We start from the raw sequence: 16,050 nt of genomic DNA, 5'->3' as shown, positions 1-16,050 counted from the left end.
TCAGGACGGGGTGGTGAGCGCCGTGTCCACCTGGATCAGGCGCGGGTGGTCCGGGCGCTCGGCGAGGGCGGCCCGCAGCTCCTCGGCGTCGCCGACGTGCCGGGCCGGGACGCCGTATCCCTCGGCGATGCGGGTGAAGTCCAGACCGGGGATGTCCAGACCGGGGGCGTCCGGCACGCCCAGCAGGCCGCCGAACCAGCGCAGTGCCCCGTACGTGCCGTTGCGCAGCAGTACGACGGTCAGCGGTACACGGTGCTGTGCGGCCGTCCACAGGGCGGTGATGCCGTAGTTGGCCGAGCCGTCCCCGATGACGCCGACCACCGGCCGGTCCGGCCGGCCCATGGCGACCCCTACCGCGCCGGGCAGCCCGAACCCGAGTCCGCCGGCCGCGGGAAAGTAGTAGGAGCCGGGCCGGCGCAGGTCCATCTGGCGCCACCAGGAGGAGTTCGTCGACGTCGACTCGACCACGTACGCGGTGTCCTCGGGCAGTTCGTCGCGCAGCGCGGCGAAGACCTGCTCCGGGTGCAGCCGGGAGCCGTCACCGTCCGGCGGCCCGGGCGCGGGACGGAAGGAGCCGGCGGGCGCCTCGGGTTCGTCGAGCAGCTTCAGGAGCAGGCCGATGACGGCTCCGGGGTCGGCGACCAGCGCCTCGCCCATCGGCGCCCGCGCGGCGGCCGAGGCGTCCTCGGTCACCTGGATCAGCCGGGTGCCCTCGGGCAGGTACCGGCCGGGCAGGTGCTCGTGGTAGCGGAACACCGGCGCGCCGAGCACCAGGACCAGGTCGTGGCCCTCGAACGCCTCGCAGACCGGCGCGATCCCGGCGGGCAGCACACCGCGGAACAGGGGGTGCCGGTTGGGGAAGGGCAGCCGGAACTGCGAGGGGGCCGCCCACACCGGGCCGCCCAGGCGCTCGGCCAGCCGGACGGCGTCGTCGAACAGTCCCGCCGAGTCGATGTCCCCGCCCAGCACCAGCGCGGGCCGCCGGGCGGAGGCGATCTGCCCGGCCAGCCGGCGGCACTGTTCCCCGTCCGGGACGGAAGCACGGGCGACCCGCCGGTCGAGGACCGCGAGGGCGTTGTCACCGGCGTCGGCCGCCCAGTCGTCGTAGGGGACGGACAGGTACGTCGGACGCCGCTGGAGCTCCGCCTCGAAGACGGCCTGAGCGAGGGCGCGCGGCACGTCCTGGGCACACGTCGGCTCGGCCGCCCAGCCGACGAGCGGCCGCATCAGCGCCGGGGCGTCCACGTTGGACAGGTTGGCCTCCGGCCCGACGGCGGAGCGCACCTGCTGGCCCGCGACCATCACGAGCGGGGTGCGGGAGGCCACGGAGTTCGTCAGCGCGCCCATCGCGTTCCCGGAGCCCGAGGCCGCGTGCAGGTTGACCAGGACGGGCCGGCCGGTCGCCTGTGCGTACCCGTCGGCCATGCCGACGACGGCACCCTCGTGCAGGCCGAGGACGTAGCGGAAGCTGTCGGGGAGCCCGGCGAGGAAGGGCAGTTCGTTGGAGCCGGGGTTGCCGAACACGGTGGTGAGGCCCTGGCGCTCCAGGAACTCGTGGCAGAGGCGGCGTACGGAAGGCACGGGCGTTCCTTTCGGAGTGACGCACGCCACGCTAGGCAAGCGCTGACATGAGCACCAATAAATCTTTTACCGTCGCGATATAGACTGCTTCGATATGAGGACCTTCGACCTCAACCTCGCCCGCGTCTTCGTACTGCTGTACGAGACCGGCAGCGTCACGGTCACCGCCGACACGCTCCACGTCACCCAGCCCACCGTCAGCTACAGCCTGGGCAAGCTGCGCCGTCACTTCGGCGACGAACTGTTCCGGCGCACGGGACGCGGACTGACGCCGACCGCGGGCGCCCGCAGGCTGTACGAGCCCTTGCAGCGCGCCCTCGCCGACATCGACGGCACGGTCCGCCAGGCCGACGTCTTCGACCCGCGGGCCATGTCCGGCCGCTTCACGGTGGCCCTGTCCGACCTGGGCGAGGTGACCCTGCTGCCGCGCCTGATGGCCGCGGCCCGCGAGCGGGCTCCCGGGGTGTCCTTCACGGTGCGGCCGCTGGACGTGGACGAGGCGGAGCACCAGCTGCGCCGCGGCGACATCGACGCGTTCGTGGCCACCCCCGTGCTGACCTCCCACCGGACCGTGCGGATTCCGCTCTTCCACGAGCGCTATGTCGGCATGGTCGCCGCCGGCCACCCCCGCGTGCGGGGCGAGTCGGTCACCCTGGCCGAGCTCGCGGCCGAGTCCCACGCCACCGTCTTCGGCCCCAGCGGCCACGTCGTCCCGCGTGCCGTGCTCGCCGCGCACGGTCTGCTCGACCGGGTGGTGGTGGACGCCACCCGTTTCTCGATGCTCCCCTACCTGCTGGAGCAGACCGACCTGATCGCCATCGTCCCCGAGTACGTCGGCGAGGTCTTCGCCTCCTCCCACCAACTGCGCCTGGTACGGCTCCCGTTCCACACCGAGCCGATCGAGGTGGCGCTGTACGCGCGCCACGAGTCCTCGCGCAGCCCGTCCCAGCGGTGGCTGGTGCGGTTCATGGCCGAGGTCCTGGGGGAGCGGGTGAGCCCGGCCCAACTGCCGCCGTCCGCCACCGGGTAGGCCCGCGCCGCGCGCCGCGGCGACCGCGCCGTGCCCGCCATGAGCGTGAGACACGTAGGCCAACCGGGTGGAATCCGCCGGGTGTTACTCCGTCCAGGCGACGGCTGCCTCCGGTTCGTCGGCGTGAGGCGGAAGGATGGAAGGCGGGCCCTGCGGGAGAACCGCGTGGACCTTCGTGTTCCCATCTCCCGAGAGAAAGCGTGTCACGGGCCGCATGACAGACGTCCAGCACACCACGCGGGAAACCGCCGCTCCCCGTCGTCACCTGAGGCCCGGCGCCGTGGTGGTGAACTGGGTGACGACGACCGATCACAAGACGATCGGCTCGCTGTATCTGATCACCTCCTTCGTGTTCTTCCTGCTCGGCGGCATCATGGCGCTGGTCATGCGCGCCGAACTGGCCCGCCCGGGTCTGCAAATGCTGTCGAACGACCAGTACAACCAGATGTTCACGATGCACGGCACGATCATGCTGCTGATGTTCGCGACGCCGCTGTTCGCGGGCTTCACGAACTGGATCATGCCGCTGCAGATCGGCGCCCCGGACGTGGCCTTCCCGCGGCTGAACATGTTCGCCTACTGGCTCTACCTGTTCGGCTCGCTGATCGCGGTGGCCGGCTTCCTCACCCCGCAGGGCGCCGCCGACTTCGGCTGGTTCGCGTACGCCCCGCTGAACGACGTCATCCACACACCGGGCCTGGGCGGGGACCTGTGGATCCTCGGCCTGGGCATGTCCGGCTTCGGCACCATCCTCGGCGCCGTCAACTTCATCACCACGATCATCTGCATGCGCGCGCCGGGCATGACCATGTTCCGCATGCCGATCTTCACCTGGAACGTGCTGCTGACCGCGGTGCTGGTCCTGCTGGCCTTCCCGGTCCTGGCGGCCGCTCTGCTCAGCCTGGAGGTGGACCGCAAGTGGGGCGCCCATGTCTTCGAGGCGGCCAACGGCGGCTCGCTGCTGTGGCAGCACCTGTTCTGGTTCTTCGGGCATCCCGAGGTGTACATCATCGCGCTGCCGTTCTTCGGCATCGTCAGTGAGATCATCCCGGTCTTCTCCCGCAAGCCGATCTTCGGCTACATGGGCCTGATCGGCGCCACCATCTCCATCGCCGGCCTGTCGGTGACGGTGTGGGCACACCACATGTTCGTCACCGGCGGTGTGCTGCTGCCGTTCTTCTCCTTCATGAGCTTCCTGATCGCGGTCCCCACCGGGGTGAAGTTCTTCAACTGGACCGGCACCATGTGGAAGGGGTCCCTGAGTTTCGAGACGCCGATGCTGTGGTCGACCGGCTTCCTGGTGACGTTCCTCTTCGGCGGTCTGACCGGAGTCCTGCTGGCCTCGCCGCCGCTGGACTTCCACGTCTCGGACTCGTACTTCGTGGTGGCGCACTTCCACTACGTCGTCTTCGGCACGGTGGTGTTCGCCATGTTCGCCGGCTTCCACTTCTGGTGGCCGAAGTGGACCGGCAAGATGCTCGACGAACGCCTGGGGAAGGTGACCTTCTGGACGCTCTTCGTCGGCTTCCACACCACGTTCCTGGTGCAGCACTGGCTGGGCGCCGAGGGCATGCCGCGCCGGTACGCCGACTACCTGGCGAGCGACGGCTTCACCACGCTCAACGAGATCTCCACCATCGGCTCGTTCCTGCTGGGGCTGTCGATGCTGCCGTTCTTCTACAACATCTGGAAGACGGCCAAGTACGGCGAGAAGGTCGACACCGACGACCCGTGGGGCTACGGCCGCTCCCTGGAGTGGGCCACCTCCTGCCCACCGCCCCGGCACAACTTCGTCACCCTGCCCGTGATCCGCAGCGAGTCCCCGGCCTTCGACCTGCACCACCCGGAGGTCTCGGTCACGGACAAGCGGGAGAATCTGGGCCTGCCAGGATGACCGACGCGGCGGAGCGCCCGGACGGGCAGCCGAGCGGGCCCACCGGACTGGTCGAGCAGGTCGAGGGCTATCTGCTCTGGCAGACCCGCGTCGCCGAGGCCGAGCAGCGGGCCCGTGCCTTCACGGAGCCCATGCAGTGGCTGACCACGGCGCAGCGCGAGGAGATCGAGGAGTGCTACGTCTCCGACTGCCTGCTGCGGGCCCGGGCGGACCTCCAGCGGATCGCCGAACGGTGCCGGGCGCTGCGCGGCGAGTACGAACAGCGCTACCGCCAGTTGCGGGCGCGGTGCTTCGCGTTCGTCCTCATGGCCCTCGCGGTGCTCGCCGGGGCGGCCGTCCTGGCGCTGGCCCTCGCGCGGCCCTGAGACCGCGGATCCGTCCCGCCCCACCTGTGCCGAACGCACTCGGGCCGCCCTCCTCGCGGGGGCGGCCCGAGCCCGTCGTACCGGCCCACCGGGCCGGCGCTCCTGATCACGGAGGTGTCACTGCGGCGGCTGGTCCTGACCCGGGTCCGGCCGGCCGAGCTGCTCCTTGAGTTTGTCCTGACCCGTGTCGACCTGGCTCCGGTACTTACCCTGAGTCCGCTCGTCGACGTAGTCACCGCCTTTGTCGATGCCCTTGCCGGCCTGCTCCTCGTGACCTTTCAGCAGTCCCTTGAGCTTGTCCAGCATGCTCATCGCATACTCCTTAACGCCGGGGTTCCTCCCAGCATGGCCGACGGCGGCAGGGGATGCATCCGCAGCCGGGAAGGCGGGGATCACCTGCGAAAACACCGGTCCGCCGTCAGGGTGCGCACAGGTTCTCGGCCGGCGGCACACCGTCGAGCAGCCGGCGGCCGTCCCGCTGGGTGATGTGCCAGGCCGTGCACACGGAGTCGACCTTCGCGGAGCGCAGCAGCAGGAAGTCGTGTCCGTCGCGGTGCTCCACCCGGGCCTGCAACGCAGGGGCGTGCTCGCCCAGCCGGTCCAGGTAGTCGGCGGCGTAGTCGTCGGAGACGGTGTCCTCGTCGAACAGCGTCTGGAGGCCGTCCGCGTCCCGGTCGGTGGCCGCCTTCTGGGCCATGTCGGCCAGCGCGGCCATGCTCGGCGCGCCGGGCGGGGCTTCTGTCGCGATCGAGTAGCACACGAAGCCCAGCCAGGTCCCCAGACCGACGATCAGCGCGATCACCGCGAGACGCGACTTGCTCGAACGCTTCGGGCGCCTTTCCGGCACTGCTCCTCCTTCCGACCTGCCCTGTGTCAGGGGACCACTCTCCCATGGCGGAGGAGCCGCACGCGCACGAGGCCGGGGCATGGACCAGTCCCTAGGCTCCCGGCGTCCAGTCGGCGGCCTTGTACAGGGCCCGCGACGTGGTGATCAGTTCCCGCCGCTCCCGCGCGGAGCCCACCATCGGCTGGGAGCCGTTGAGCGGCACCTGGGCGCTCTCCGGCAGGAACCTCACGGTCACCAGGCCGACCGCGCCGGCCAGCATGAGGTAGTAGGCGGGCATCATGTCGTTGCCCGTGACGTTGACCAGGGCCTCGGTCACCAGAGGGGTGGTGCCGCCGAACGCGGCGACGGCGAAGTCGAAGCCGATGCCCATGGCCGCGTAACGCACCGCGGTCGGGAAGAGCGCGGGCAGGGTGGCGGCGCTCGGCGCGGCGAAGCAGGCCAGCAGCGTGGACAGGATCAGCACGCCGCAGACCGGCGCCCAGGTCCCCCGCATCTTGATCAGCAGGAACGCGGGGGCCGCGAGGACGATCATCGCGGCGGCCGCGACCCCGTAGACCGGGCGCCGTCCGACGTGGTCGCTGAGCCGGCCGATGAAGGTGATCAGCAGCACGATCCACACCATGCCCAGCAGCACCAGCAGGTCGGCGGAGCCGCTGGAGCGGTGCAGGGTCTCCGTCTGGTAGGTGGGCAGGAAGCCGGTGACCATGTAGTTGGTGACGTTGTAGAGCAGCACCAGACCCATGCAGATCAGCAGGGCGCCCCAGTGGTTCCTGACGATGGACCGCAGCTCGCTGCCCGCCGACTTCTGGGCCAGGCTCCGCTCGTGCTCGTCGAGCTGCTGCTGGAAGGCGGGCGACTCCTCCAGCCGCAGCCGCATGTACAGGCCGATAACACCGAGCGGTCCGGCGATCAGGAACGGGACCCGCCAGCCCCAGGCGATCATCTGGGCGTCCGTGAGGAGCAGGTTCAGCGCGGTGACCAGGGCGGAGCCCAGCGCGTAGCCGACGAAGGTGCCGAAGTCGAGCCAGCTGGAGAGGAAGCCGCGGCGGCGGTCGGGGGAGTACTCGGCGACGAAGGTGGTGGCGCCGCCGTACTCGCCGCCCGTGGAGAAGCCCTGGACCATCCGGGCGAGCAGCAGGAGGATCGGGGCGGCGATGCCGAGGGTCGTGTAGCCGGGGATCAGGCCGATGGCGAACGTGCCCACCGCCATCATGATCATCGTGGTGGCGAGCACCTTCTGCCGGCCGATCCGGTCCCCGAGCGGGCCGAACACGAGGCCGCCGAGGGGACGCGCCACGAAGGCCGCGGCGAACGTCGCGAAGGAGGAGATCACCTGGGCGCCGGGGGAGGCGCCGGGGAAGAAGACCTTCCCGATGGTGGCGGCGAGGTAGCTGTAGACGCCGAAGTCGAACCACTCCATGCAGTTGCCGAGGGCGGAGGCGCCCACCGCGCGCCTGAGCAGCGGCGGCTCGACGATCTGCACGTCCTCCTCGCGCAGGGCGCGCCTGCTGCGCCGCAGCCGGCGGGACAGCTCCTGGCGGACCTGCCGCGGCAGTCGCGTGGCGGCCGCCGACGGCCCGGTCGCGCCGGAGGGACCGGCCTGCCCGTCGGGTGTCACGTTCACCACCACGTCACCTTGCCCTTTGGTGCTGTGCGCTCCGTGCGCCTGTGCGAGGTACTGGCATTCCGTGCGGTTCCGGCCCTCGGTGCGTGTTGGAGCGGCTGCCCAGAGCGCCGTTCTTCACGCGTGCGACGACCGGCCCGCCGACCCGGGACCGGCGCCGACGCGGCCTGCGACCGGGATCCGCACCGGCACGACTCGCTTCCCGCGCACAGGGGAAGATGAGACCGCGAGCGGACAGCGGACGCACGAGCGACGCGGAGGAGCGTGGGTGCCATGCAGCACGAGCGAGCGGGCAAGCCGGCCGGACCCGAGGACCTGATCGACGTCGCCCGCCTGGTGACGGCGTACTACGCGCTGCACCCCGACCCGGCCGAGGCCGGACAGCGCGTGGCGTTCGGGACCTCCGGACACCGCGGATCGTCCCTGACGACGGCGTTCAACGAGGACCACATCGCCGCGACCAGCCAGGCCATCTGCGAGTACCGAGCACGGCAGGGCACCGACGGCCCCCTCTTCCTGGGCGCGGACACCCACGCCCTGTCCGAACCCGCGCGGGTCACCGCGCTGGAGGTCTTCGCCGCCAACGACGTCACCGTCCTCATCGACACGGCGGACGGCTACACCCCCACCCCCGCCGTCTCCCACGCGATCCTGACCCACAACCGCTCCCGCACCTCGGGACTCGCCGACGGTGTCGTGGTGACCCCGTCGCACAACCCGCCCGGCGACGGCGGCTTCAAGTACAACCCGCCCGGCGGTGGCCCCGCGGGCTCGGAGGCGACCTCCTGGATCCAGGACCGCGCCAACGAGATCATCGCGGGCGGCCTGAAGGACGTACGGCGCCTCCCGTACCCCCGCGCGCTCACCGCGCCCCGCACCGGCCGCTACGACTTCCTCGGCGCCTACGTCACCGATCTGCCGAGCGTGCTCGACCTCGACGCGGTCCGGGACGCCGGCGTGCGGATCGGCGCCGACCCGCTGGGCGGAGCCTCCGTCGCCTACTGGGGCCGCATCGCCGAGCAGCACCGCCTCGACCTGACCGTCGTCAATCCGCTCACCGACCCCACCTGGCGCTTCATGACGCTGGACTGGGACGGCAAGATCCGTATGGACTGCTCCTCGCCGTACGCGATGGCGTCGCTCATCGGGCAGCGCGACCGCTTCCGGATCGCCACGGGAAACGACGCCGACGCCGACCGGCACGGCATCGTCACCCCGGACGCCGGACTGATGAACCCCAACCACTACCTCGCCGTGGCCATCTCCTACCTCTACGCCCATCGCACCCGATGGCCCGCCGAGGCGGGTGTGGGCAAGACCCTGGTCTCCTCCGGCATGATCGACCGGGTCGCCGCGGACCTCGGCCGCCGGCTGGTCGAAGTGCCCGTGGGCTTCAAGTGGTTCGTGGACGGACTGATCGACTCCTCGCTCGGCTTCGGCGGCGAGGAGTCCGCCGGGGCGTCGTTCCTGCGCCGGGACGGCTCGGTGTGGACCACCGACAAGGACGGCATCGTCCTGGCCCTGCTCGCCTCCGAGATCACCGCCGTCACCGACCGGACGCCGTCCCAGCACTACGCGGAGCTCACCGCCCGCTTCGGCGAACCCGCCTACGCCCGCCTCGACGCACCGGCCACCCGAGAGGAGAAGGCCCGCCTGGCGAAGCTGTCCCCGGCCCAGGTCACCGCCGACACCCTCGCCGGCGAACCCGTCACCGCCGTCCTCACCGAGGCGCCCGGCAACGGCGCGCCCATCGGCGGCATCAAGGTGACCACCGAGAACGCCTGGTTCGCGGCCCGCCCCTCGGGCACCGAGGACGTCTACAAGATCTACGCCGAGTCGTTCCGGGGCCCCGGCCACCTCTCCCAGGTCCAGGACGAGGCCGAACGCGTCGTCCACGCGGCACTCGGCGGGTGACGACGGCACCACGACAGCGGCGGAAGCGCGGGAGAGAATCGGGATGAGTGGCCCGGCTCACATGGCATGGTGAGGGCATGGCCGACACCATGGTCCTTTCACCGGCAGGCCGAAGGGATAGAGCATGTTCCGCAAGGTGCTGGTCGCCAACCGCGGCGAGATCGCGATCCGCGCGTTCCGCGCCGGCTACGAACTGGGCGCGCGAACCGTCGCCGTCTTCCCCCACGAGGACCGCAATTCGCTGCACCGGCTGAAAGCCGACGAGGCCTACCAGATCGGCCAGCCGGGCCACCCGGTCCGCGCCTATCTCTCCGTCGAGGAGATCGTCCGCGCGGCCCGCCGGGCGGGCGCGGACGCCGTCTACCCCGGCTACGGGTTCCTGTCCGAGAACCCCGAACTCGCCCGCGCCTGCCAGGAGTCGGGCATCACCTTCGTCGGACCGGACGCCCACACGCTGGAACTGACGGGGAACAAGGCCCGCGCGGTCGCGGCCGCCCGCGCGGCCGGCGTGCCCGTGCTCGGCTCCTGCGCGCCCTCCACCGACGTCGACGAACTCGTCCGCGCCGCCGAGGACATCGGCTTCCCCGTGTTCGTCAAGGCGGTCGCGGGCGGGGGCGGGCGCGGCATGCGCCGGGTGGAGGACCCCGCCGCGCTGCGGGAGTCCATCGAGGCGGCGTCCCGGGAGGCGGCGTCCGCGTTCGGCGACCCCACCGTCTTCCTGGAGAAGGCCGTCGTCGAGCCGCGCCACATCGAGGTGCAGATCCTCGCCGACGGCCAGGGTGACGTCATCCACCTGTTCGAGCGCGACTGCTCGCTCCAGCGCCGCCATCAGAAGGTCATCGAGATCGCGCCCGCGCCGAACCTCGACCCGGCGCTGCGCGAGCGGATCTGCGCCGACGCCGTGCGCTTCGCCCGGGAGATCGGCTACCGCAACGCGGGCACCGTGGAGTTCCTGCTCGACCGCGAGGGCAACCACGTCTTCATCGAGATGAACCCGCGCATCCAGGTCGAGCACACGGTCACCGAGGAGGTCACCGACGTCGACCTGGTCCAGGCCCAGATCCGCATCGCCGCCGGCGAGACCCTCGCCGACCTCGGGCTCTCCCAGGACACCGTCACCCTGCGCGGCGCCGCCCTGCAGTGCCGCATCACCACCGAGGACCCGGCCAACGGCTTCCGCCCGGACACCGGACGCATCAGCGCCTACCGCTCCCCGGGCGGCTCGGGCATCCGCCTGGACGGCGGAACCACCCACGCCGGTACCGAGATCAGCGCGCACTTCGACTCCATGCTCGTCAAACTCACCTGCCGCGGACGGGACTTCAAGGCCGCGATCGGCCGGGCCCGGCGCGCCGTGGCCGAGTTCCGCATCCGCGGCGTCGCCACGAACATCCCGTTCCTCCAGGCCGTACTCGACGACCCCGACTTCCAGGCCGGGCGGGTCACCACGTCGTTCATCGAGCAGCGCCCGCACCTGCTGACCGCGCGCTCCTCCGCCGACCGCGGCACCAAGCTGCTCACCTACCTCGCCGACGTCACCGTGAACAAGCCGCACGGAGAACGGCCCGAGGTGATCGACCCGGTCACCAAGCTGCCGCCGCTGCCCGCGGGCGAGCCGCCCGCCGGCTCCCGGCAGAAGCTCGTCGAACTCGGCCCCGACGGCTTCGCCCGCCTCCTGCGCGAGTCGCCGACCATCGGCGTCACCGACACCACGTTCCGCGACGCGCACCAGTCGCTGCTCGCCACCCGCGTGCGCACCAAGGACCTGCTCGCCGCCGCCCCGGTCGTGGCGCGCACCCTGCCCCAGCTGCTGTCCCTGGAGTGCTGGGGCGGCGCCACCTACGACGTCGCCCTGCGCTTCCTCGCCGAGGACCCCTGGGAGCGTCTGGCCGCCCTGCGCGAGGCGGTGCCCAACATCTGTCTCCAGATGCTGCTGCGCGGCCGCAACACCGTGGGCTACACGCCGTACCCGACCGAGGTGACCGACGCCTTCGTCGAGGAGGCCGCCGCCACCGGCATCGACATCTTCCGCGTCTTCGACGCCCTCAACGACGTGGGCCAGATGCGGCCGGCCATCGACGCCGTACGCGAGACCGGGACGGCGGTCGCCGAGGTCGCCCTGTGCTACACCGGGGACCTGTCCGACCCCTCCGAGCGCCTGTACACCCTGGACTACTACCTGCGCCTGGCCGAGCAGATCGTGGCCGCCGGAGCGCACGTCCTGGCCGTGAAGGACATGGCCGGGCTGCTGCGGGCGCCCGCCGCCGCGAGGCTCGTGTCCGCGCTGCGCCGCGAGTTCGACCTGCCGGTCCACCTGCACACCCACGACACCGCGGGCGGTCAGCTCGCCACCTACCTCGCCGCCGTCCAGGCGGGCGCCGACGCCGTGGACGGCGCGGTCGCCTCCATGGCCGGCACCACCTCCCAGCCGTCGCTGTCGGCGATCGTCGCCGCCACCGACCACTCCGACCGGCCCACCGGCCTCGACCTGAAGGCGGTCAGCGACCTGGAGCCGTACTGGGAGAGCGTCCGCAAGATCTACGCCCCGTTCGAGGCGGGACTGGCCTCGCCGACCGGACGCGTCTACCTCCACGAGATCCCCGGCGGTCAGCTGTCCAACCTGCGCACCCAGGCGGTCGCGCTGGGCCTCGGCGACCGCTTCGAGGACATCGAGGCGATGTACGCCGCCGCCGACCGCATCCTGGGCCGCCTGGTCAAGGTCACGCCCTCGTCCAAGGTGGTCGGCGACCTCGCCCTGCACCTGGTCGGCGCCGGTGTGGCGCCGGAGGACTTCGAGGAGGCGCCGGACCGGTTCGACATCCCCGACTCCGTGATCGGCTTCCTGCGCGGTGAGCTGGGCACGCCGCCCGGCGGCTGGCCGGAGCCGTTCCGCACCAAGGCGCTCAACGGCCGCGCGCAGGCCAAGCCGGTCACCGAGCTCACCGACGAGGACCGCTCCGGCCTGGAGAAGTCCCGCCGCTCCACCCTCAACCGGCTGCTGTTCCCCGGACCGACCCGGGAGTTCGAGGCCCACCGCCAGGCCTACGGCGACACCAGCGTGCTGGACAGCAAGGACTTCTTCTACGGGCTGCGCCCCGCCGACGAGTACGCCGTCGACCTGGAGCCCGGTGTGCGGCTCCTCATCGAACTCCAGGCCATCGGCGAGGCGGACGAACGCGGTATGCGCACCGTGATGTCCACGCTGAACGGCCAGCTCCGCCCGATCCAGGTACGCGACGCCACGGCGGCCTCCGACGTCCCCGTGACGGAGAAGGCCGACCGGGCCAACCCCGGCCATGTGGCCGCACCGTTCGCCGGCGTGGTGACCCTCGCGGTCGCCGAGGGCGACGAGGTGGCGGCCGGCGCGACCGTGGCCACCATCGAGGCCATGAAGATGGAGGCCGCCATCACCGCCCCCAGGTCCGGCCGAGTGACCAGGCTGGCCATCAACCACATCCAGCAGGTGGAGGGCGGCGACCTCCTCGTCGAGGTGAGCTGAGCCGACCCCTGCACGGCGCACCACCGGCCCGGCGGGTGGTGCGCCGTCCGCTGCCGTGGCTGACCTCGCCTACGGGCCGACCGGTATCGGGCGTCTGCGCCGGGGAGTGTCCGTGTGGGGGTCCGTATGGGACGTCTGGGCGACGCGGGCGGGGCGGGGCGCGGGGCGCGGGTGGGTGCCGGCGCGGTTCAGCCAGGTCTGGTAGGCCGGGGACTGGTGGGCCGCCTCCCAGTAGGACTCCTCCAACTCGGAGTAGGCCAGGTCGAGTTCCGACTCGGTGCGGGCCGCGAGGAGGAGTCGTACTCCGATGGGGTCGCCCTGCAAGGGGCGGATGGCGAGTTCGGCGCGGGGGCGTGCGGTGGGCTGACTGACCGTCACCACCTCGCCGGTGGCCGCCAGGGAGTACGCGGTGAGGTAGTCGCCGTGCAGCATGTCGGAGTCGAGACCCGCCTCGCGCAGCACGCGGCACAGGGCGTCCCATTCGCCGTCGACCGTGGAGTCCACCATCCAGCGGTCGCCCGCGAGGTCGGCGAGCCGCACCTCGGGCAGCGCGGCGGCCGGATGGTCGGCGGCGAGGGAGACGAACTGCGGTTCACGTTCGATCAGTACGCGCACGCAGAGCCCGGCCGGGATCCGCAGTGGGCTGCCCTCGACCTCGTGCACGAAGGCCATGTCCAGCCGCCCCGCGGCGACCAGGCGCAGCAGGCAGTTCGCCGAGGCGTCCATCTGGAGGGTGGGTTCGGTCCGCGGCACGCGGGTGCGCAGCCGGCGTAGCCAGCCCGGCAGGGCCCGGCTCGCGGTGGCGCCGATGCGCAGCCGCGTACCGCCGGCGGCCCGCGCCGCCGCCGCCCGCGCCTCGGTGACGAGGGAGGCGAGTTCGGCGACGAGGGGTCTGGCCCGGCTCAGTACCGCGTGTCCCAGCGGTGTGGGGCGGCAGCCCGTACGGGTGCGCAGGAAGAGCTGACCGCCGAGCGCGTGCTCGATACGGCGTAATTGGGTGCTCAACGAGGGCTGAGCCAAACCGAGTTGCCGAGCCGCCCGGTGCAGGCTGCCGTGGTCGGCGATGGCGCACAGCACCCGCAGGTGCCTCACCTCGAGCTCCATGGGAGGGAGCGTAGGGGCGCGTGTGACGCCGCACCAGACGTTCAAATGCCAACGGAACCAGCGGAATCGTACGAGTCGGCGCCGATAGCCCCGCGCTATCCCCGGTTGCCATCATCCGCCGGCCCGTTGGTGTGCCCGAAACTCCTGCGTGACCGGTCGTTCACCACCCCACACGAACGAGTAGGAGCCCCCCACATGAAGGCGTCCCGTACGTCCTCCACGTCCGCGAAGACCTCCCGGCGGCTGCTGGCCCTCGCGCTCGGCCTCGGCCTGGCCTCCGCCGCCCTGGGCACCGCGACTCCGGCGAGCGCCGAGACCGCCCGCTCCGCGCCGTCCGCCTCCGCCGCGTACGCCCGGTACGCCGGCTCCGCGGAGAGCGCCGCCAACAACAAGGCGTTCTTCGAAGCGGTGCTGAAGTCCGTCGCCGAGAAGCAGGCCGCCCACCCGACCCTCCAGTCGGTGACCGTCTACTACAACGCCTCCCAGGCGCCGAGCTTCGCCTCGCAGATATCCAACGCGGCCTCCATATGGAACAGCTCGGTGTCCAACGTCAAGCTTCAGGCGACCTCGGGCAGCGCCGACTTCGCGTACTACGAGGGCAACGACTCGCGGGGCTCCTACGCCTCCACGAACGGCCACGGCAAGGGCTACGTCTTCCTCGACTACGCGCAGAACCGGCAGTACGACTCGATCCGTGTCACCGCCCACGAGACCGGCCACGTGCTGGGCCTGCCGGACCACTACAGCGGCCCGTGCAGCGAGCTGATGTCGGGCGGCGGACCCGGCACTTCCTGCACCAACCGCTACCCCGACGCCAACGAGCGCGCCCGCGTCAACCAGCTGTGGGCCAACGGTCTCGCGAAGGCCCTGAAGGAGCTGGACAAGGCCAACTGACGTCCCGCCCCCCACTGGTGCGGGCCGCCCACCCCACAGGGCGGCCCGCACCGCCGCGTTCGGCGGCCCGGGGCGGGCGGACCGAGCGCACTCTCGAAACCTTTCGGTCGCAGCTGGGCTTCGACTGGCTGAAAATCGCCGCTGACCCTCCCTTTTCCGTGGAGACCCTGTGATCATCCCGCTTGATGCAGGCGCAGGAGCCGCACCAATCACCAGGGATGTATCCATGCGTAGACGCCGCCGTGACCAGCCCGGAGGCTCATCGGAGTCACCGACCGCCTCGTCTGCGATCGCCATCAGCGTTCGAGAAATGGCCACCCTCGTGGAGATTTTCGAGTACGCCCATGCTCAAATTGCCGAATTGAGCTCCGCGGACGAAAAAACAATAGCCAGTGCCAGCGGATCCGCGTTGATACCGGCACTGTACGCACGAGCCGGACTGGCCTCCAGTCAACTTCGCGACGATCTCCCCTTGCTTACCGGTGAGCTTCGCCTGCTCGAGGCCGCGGTGATCAACCTCGAATCATATGAGGGAAGCGAAGTGATGCTGTGCACCGGCTACGAACTGCTGGACAGCTTCACGCAGCGCAGGAGAAACGTCCATCCTCTGCGCCTCGTGCACGGAATCCTGTCGTTCGTTCACGAGGCACGGGGAGCCGTGGACGGGACCGGATCGACGATCCTGGGCGATGACGGCCCGGTCCCGTGCACGTAGGACGCCTCCACTGACCGTCACGATCCCATCACAGAGCCGACACAGTACCCGCCATTTTCGGTCACCGGGCAGATGATGTTGCTTTCGATCTCATCCTCATCACTTGTCCAAGGGGGATCATGCGCATCCGTGTCACCGCCGCCGCGGCCGCAGTCTTCGGTTGTCTCGCCCTGACCGGCTGCCTCGGCGGCTCCGGCACCGCCGACCGCGACAGCACCGACAACGCCGAGCCCGCCGCCACCCCGGGCGACCCCGACTCGACGGGCTACATCACCGAACGGACCACCACCCCCTGGCCGTTCACGGTCGCCTCCGGCAACCTCGCCTGCGCCGACCAGGCCGTCACCTTCATCACCGCCGAAGGTACCTACGGTCTCAACAGCCGCGCCCGGCAGAAGCACCCCGGGCCCGACCCCATCTGGGCCGGCGACCCCAACAACCCCGGCAAGAACATCTCCCTGGAGGCGGTCATCGACCGCGGCCTGGAGCTCTGCAAGTAGTCCGGCCCCGCCTCCCGCCCCGGGCGCCCCACCCCTGGCGCCCGTGGCGGTGGCCCCGGTCTCGCTCCGGCCCGCACGGTGCG

The 16,050-nt window shown here is 71.2% G+C and carries 13 protein-coding genes; 8 read left to right on the top strand and 5 right to left on the bottom strand.

Features of this window, described 5'->3' with window-relative positions; genetic code table 11:
• Positions 1-1,581: a benzoylformate decarboxylase gene (gene mdlC, locus ACIOWN_RS15575; RefSeq protein ID WP_401982462.1), complete on the bottom strand. Its 1,581-nt coding sequence runs from the start codon at positions 1,579-1,581 to the stop codon at positions 1-3.
• 94 nt (positions 1,582-1,675) lie between these two features.
• On the opposite strand from mdlC, the gene ACIOWN_RS15570 reads away from it, so the two are divergent.
• From ACIOWN_RS15570 to ACIOWN_RS15560, 3 genes are all read left to right on the top strand, one after another.
• Complete coding sequence (locus tag ACIOWN_RS15570) at positions 1,676-2,611, top strand: LysR family transcriptional regulator (protein WP_362351558.1); 936 nt, start codon at positions 1,676-1,678, stop codon at positions 2,609-2,611.
• A gap of 214 nt (positions 2,612-2,825) precedes the next feature.
• Entirely contained in the window at positions 2,826-4,505 is a 1,680-nt protein-coding gene (gene ctaD / locus ACIOWN_RS15565) for a cytochrome c oxidase subunit I (RefSeq protein WP_362351561.1), read from the top strand.
• Positions 4,502-4,870: a cytochrome C oxidase subunit I gene (locus tag ACIOWN_RS15560; protein ID WP_362351564.1), complete on the top strand. Its 369-nt coding sequence runs from the start codon at positions 4,502-4,504 to the stop codon at positions 4,868-4,870. The genes ctaD and ACIOWN_RS15560 overlap by 4 nt, the downstream gene beginning before the upstream one ends.
• Before the next feature lie 117 nt (positions 4,871-4,987).
• On the opposite strand, the gene ACIOWN_RS15555 is transcribed toward ACIOWN_RS15560, so the two are convergent.
• From ACIOWN_RS15555 to ACIOWN_RS15545, 3 genes are all read right to left on the bottom strand, one after another.
• The gene (locus ACIOWN_RS15555) at positions 4,988-5,182 is read right to left on the bottom strand and encodes an antitoxin (RefSeq protein WP_100571811.1); all 195 of its coding nucleotides are present in this window, start codon (positions 5,180-5,182) and stop codon (positions 4,988-4,990) included.
• A gap of 106 nt (positions 5,183-5,288) precedes the next feature.
• Entirely contained in the window at positions 5,289-5,717 is a 429-nt protein-coding gene (locus ACIOWN_RS15550; RefSeq protein WP_362351570.1) for a hypothetical protein, read from the bottom strand.
• A gap of 91 nt (positions 5,718-5,808) precedes the next feature.
• On the bottom strand, positions 5,809-7,344 hold the full coding sequence (locus tag ACIOWN_RS15545; protein ID WP_401982459.1) for an MFS transporter: 1,536 nt from the start codon (positions 7,342-7,344) through the stop codon (positions 5,809-5,811).
• A 270-nt stretch (positions 7,345-7,614) separates the two neighbouring features.
• On the opposite strand from ACIOWN_RS15545, the gene pgm reads away from it, so the two are divergent.
• Both pgm and ACIOWN_RS15535 read left to right on the top strand, forming a co-directional pair.
• Positions 7,615-9,255, top strand: a complete 1,641-nt coding sequence (pgm, locus tag ACIOWN_RS15540) for a phosphoglucomutase (alpha-D-glucose-1,6-bisphosphate-dependent) (RefSeq protein WP_362351575.1) — start codon at positions 7,615-7,617, stop codon at positions 9,253-9,255.
• Positions 9,256-9,379: 124 nt separating this feature from the next.
• Entirely contained in the window at positions 9,380-12,754 is a 3,375-nt protein-coding gene (locus ACIOWN_RS15535) for a pyruvate carboxylase (protein ID WP_401982457.1), read from the top strand.
• A gap of 69 nt (positions 12,755-12,823) precedes the next feature.
• On the opposite strand, the gene ACIOWN_RS15530 is transcribed toward ACIOWN_RS15535, so the two are convergent.
• The gene (locus tag ACIOWN_RS15530) at positions 12,824-13,858 is read right to left on the bottom strand and encodes a LysR family transcriptional regulator (RefSeq protein WP_362351580.1); all 1,035 of its coding nucleotides are present in this window, start codon (positions 13,856-13,858) and stop codon (positions 12,824-12,826) included.
• Between the two features lie 195 nt (positions 13,859-14,053).
• On the opposite strand from ACIOWN_RS15530, the gene snpA reads away from it, so the two are divergent.
• From snpA to ACIOWN_RS15515, 3 genes are all read left to right on the top strand, one after another.
• Positions 14,054-14,752: a snapalysin gene (snpA, locus tag ACIOWN_RS15525; protein WP_401982455.1), complete on the top strand. Its 699-nt coding sequence runs from the start codon at positions 14,054-14,056 to the stop codon at positions 14,750-14,752.
• Between the two features lie 310 nt (positions 14,753-15,062).
• On the top strand, positions 15,063-15,467 hold the full coding sequence (locus ACIOWN_RS15520) for a hypothetical protein (protein ID WP_362351586.1): 405 nt from the start codon (positions 15,063-15,065) through the stop codon (positions 15,465-15,467).
• A gap of 119 nt (positions 15,468-15,586) precedes the next feature.
• Positions 15,587-15,967 (top strand): DUF2511 domain-containing protein, encoded by a 381-nt coding sequence (locus ACIOWN_RS15515; protein ID WP_362351588.1) that lies wholly within the window; start codon positions 15,587-15,589, stop codon positions 15,965-15,967.
• The last annotated feature ends 83 nt before the right edge of the window (positions 15,968-16,050 follow it).

Source organism: Streptomyces sp. NPDC087787, from assembly GCF_044743035.1.
Taxonomy (GTDB): domain Bacteria; phylum Actinomycetota; class Actinomycetes; order Streptomycetales; family Streptomycetaceae; genus Streptomyces.
This window is presented reverse-complemented; position numbering and strand designations above follow the sequence as displayed.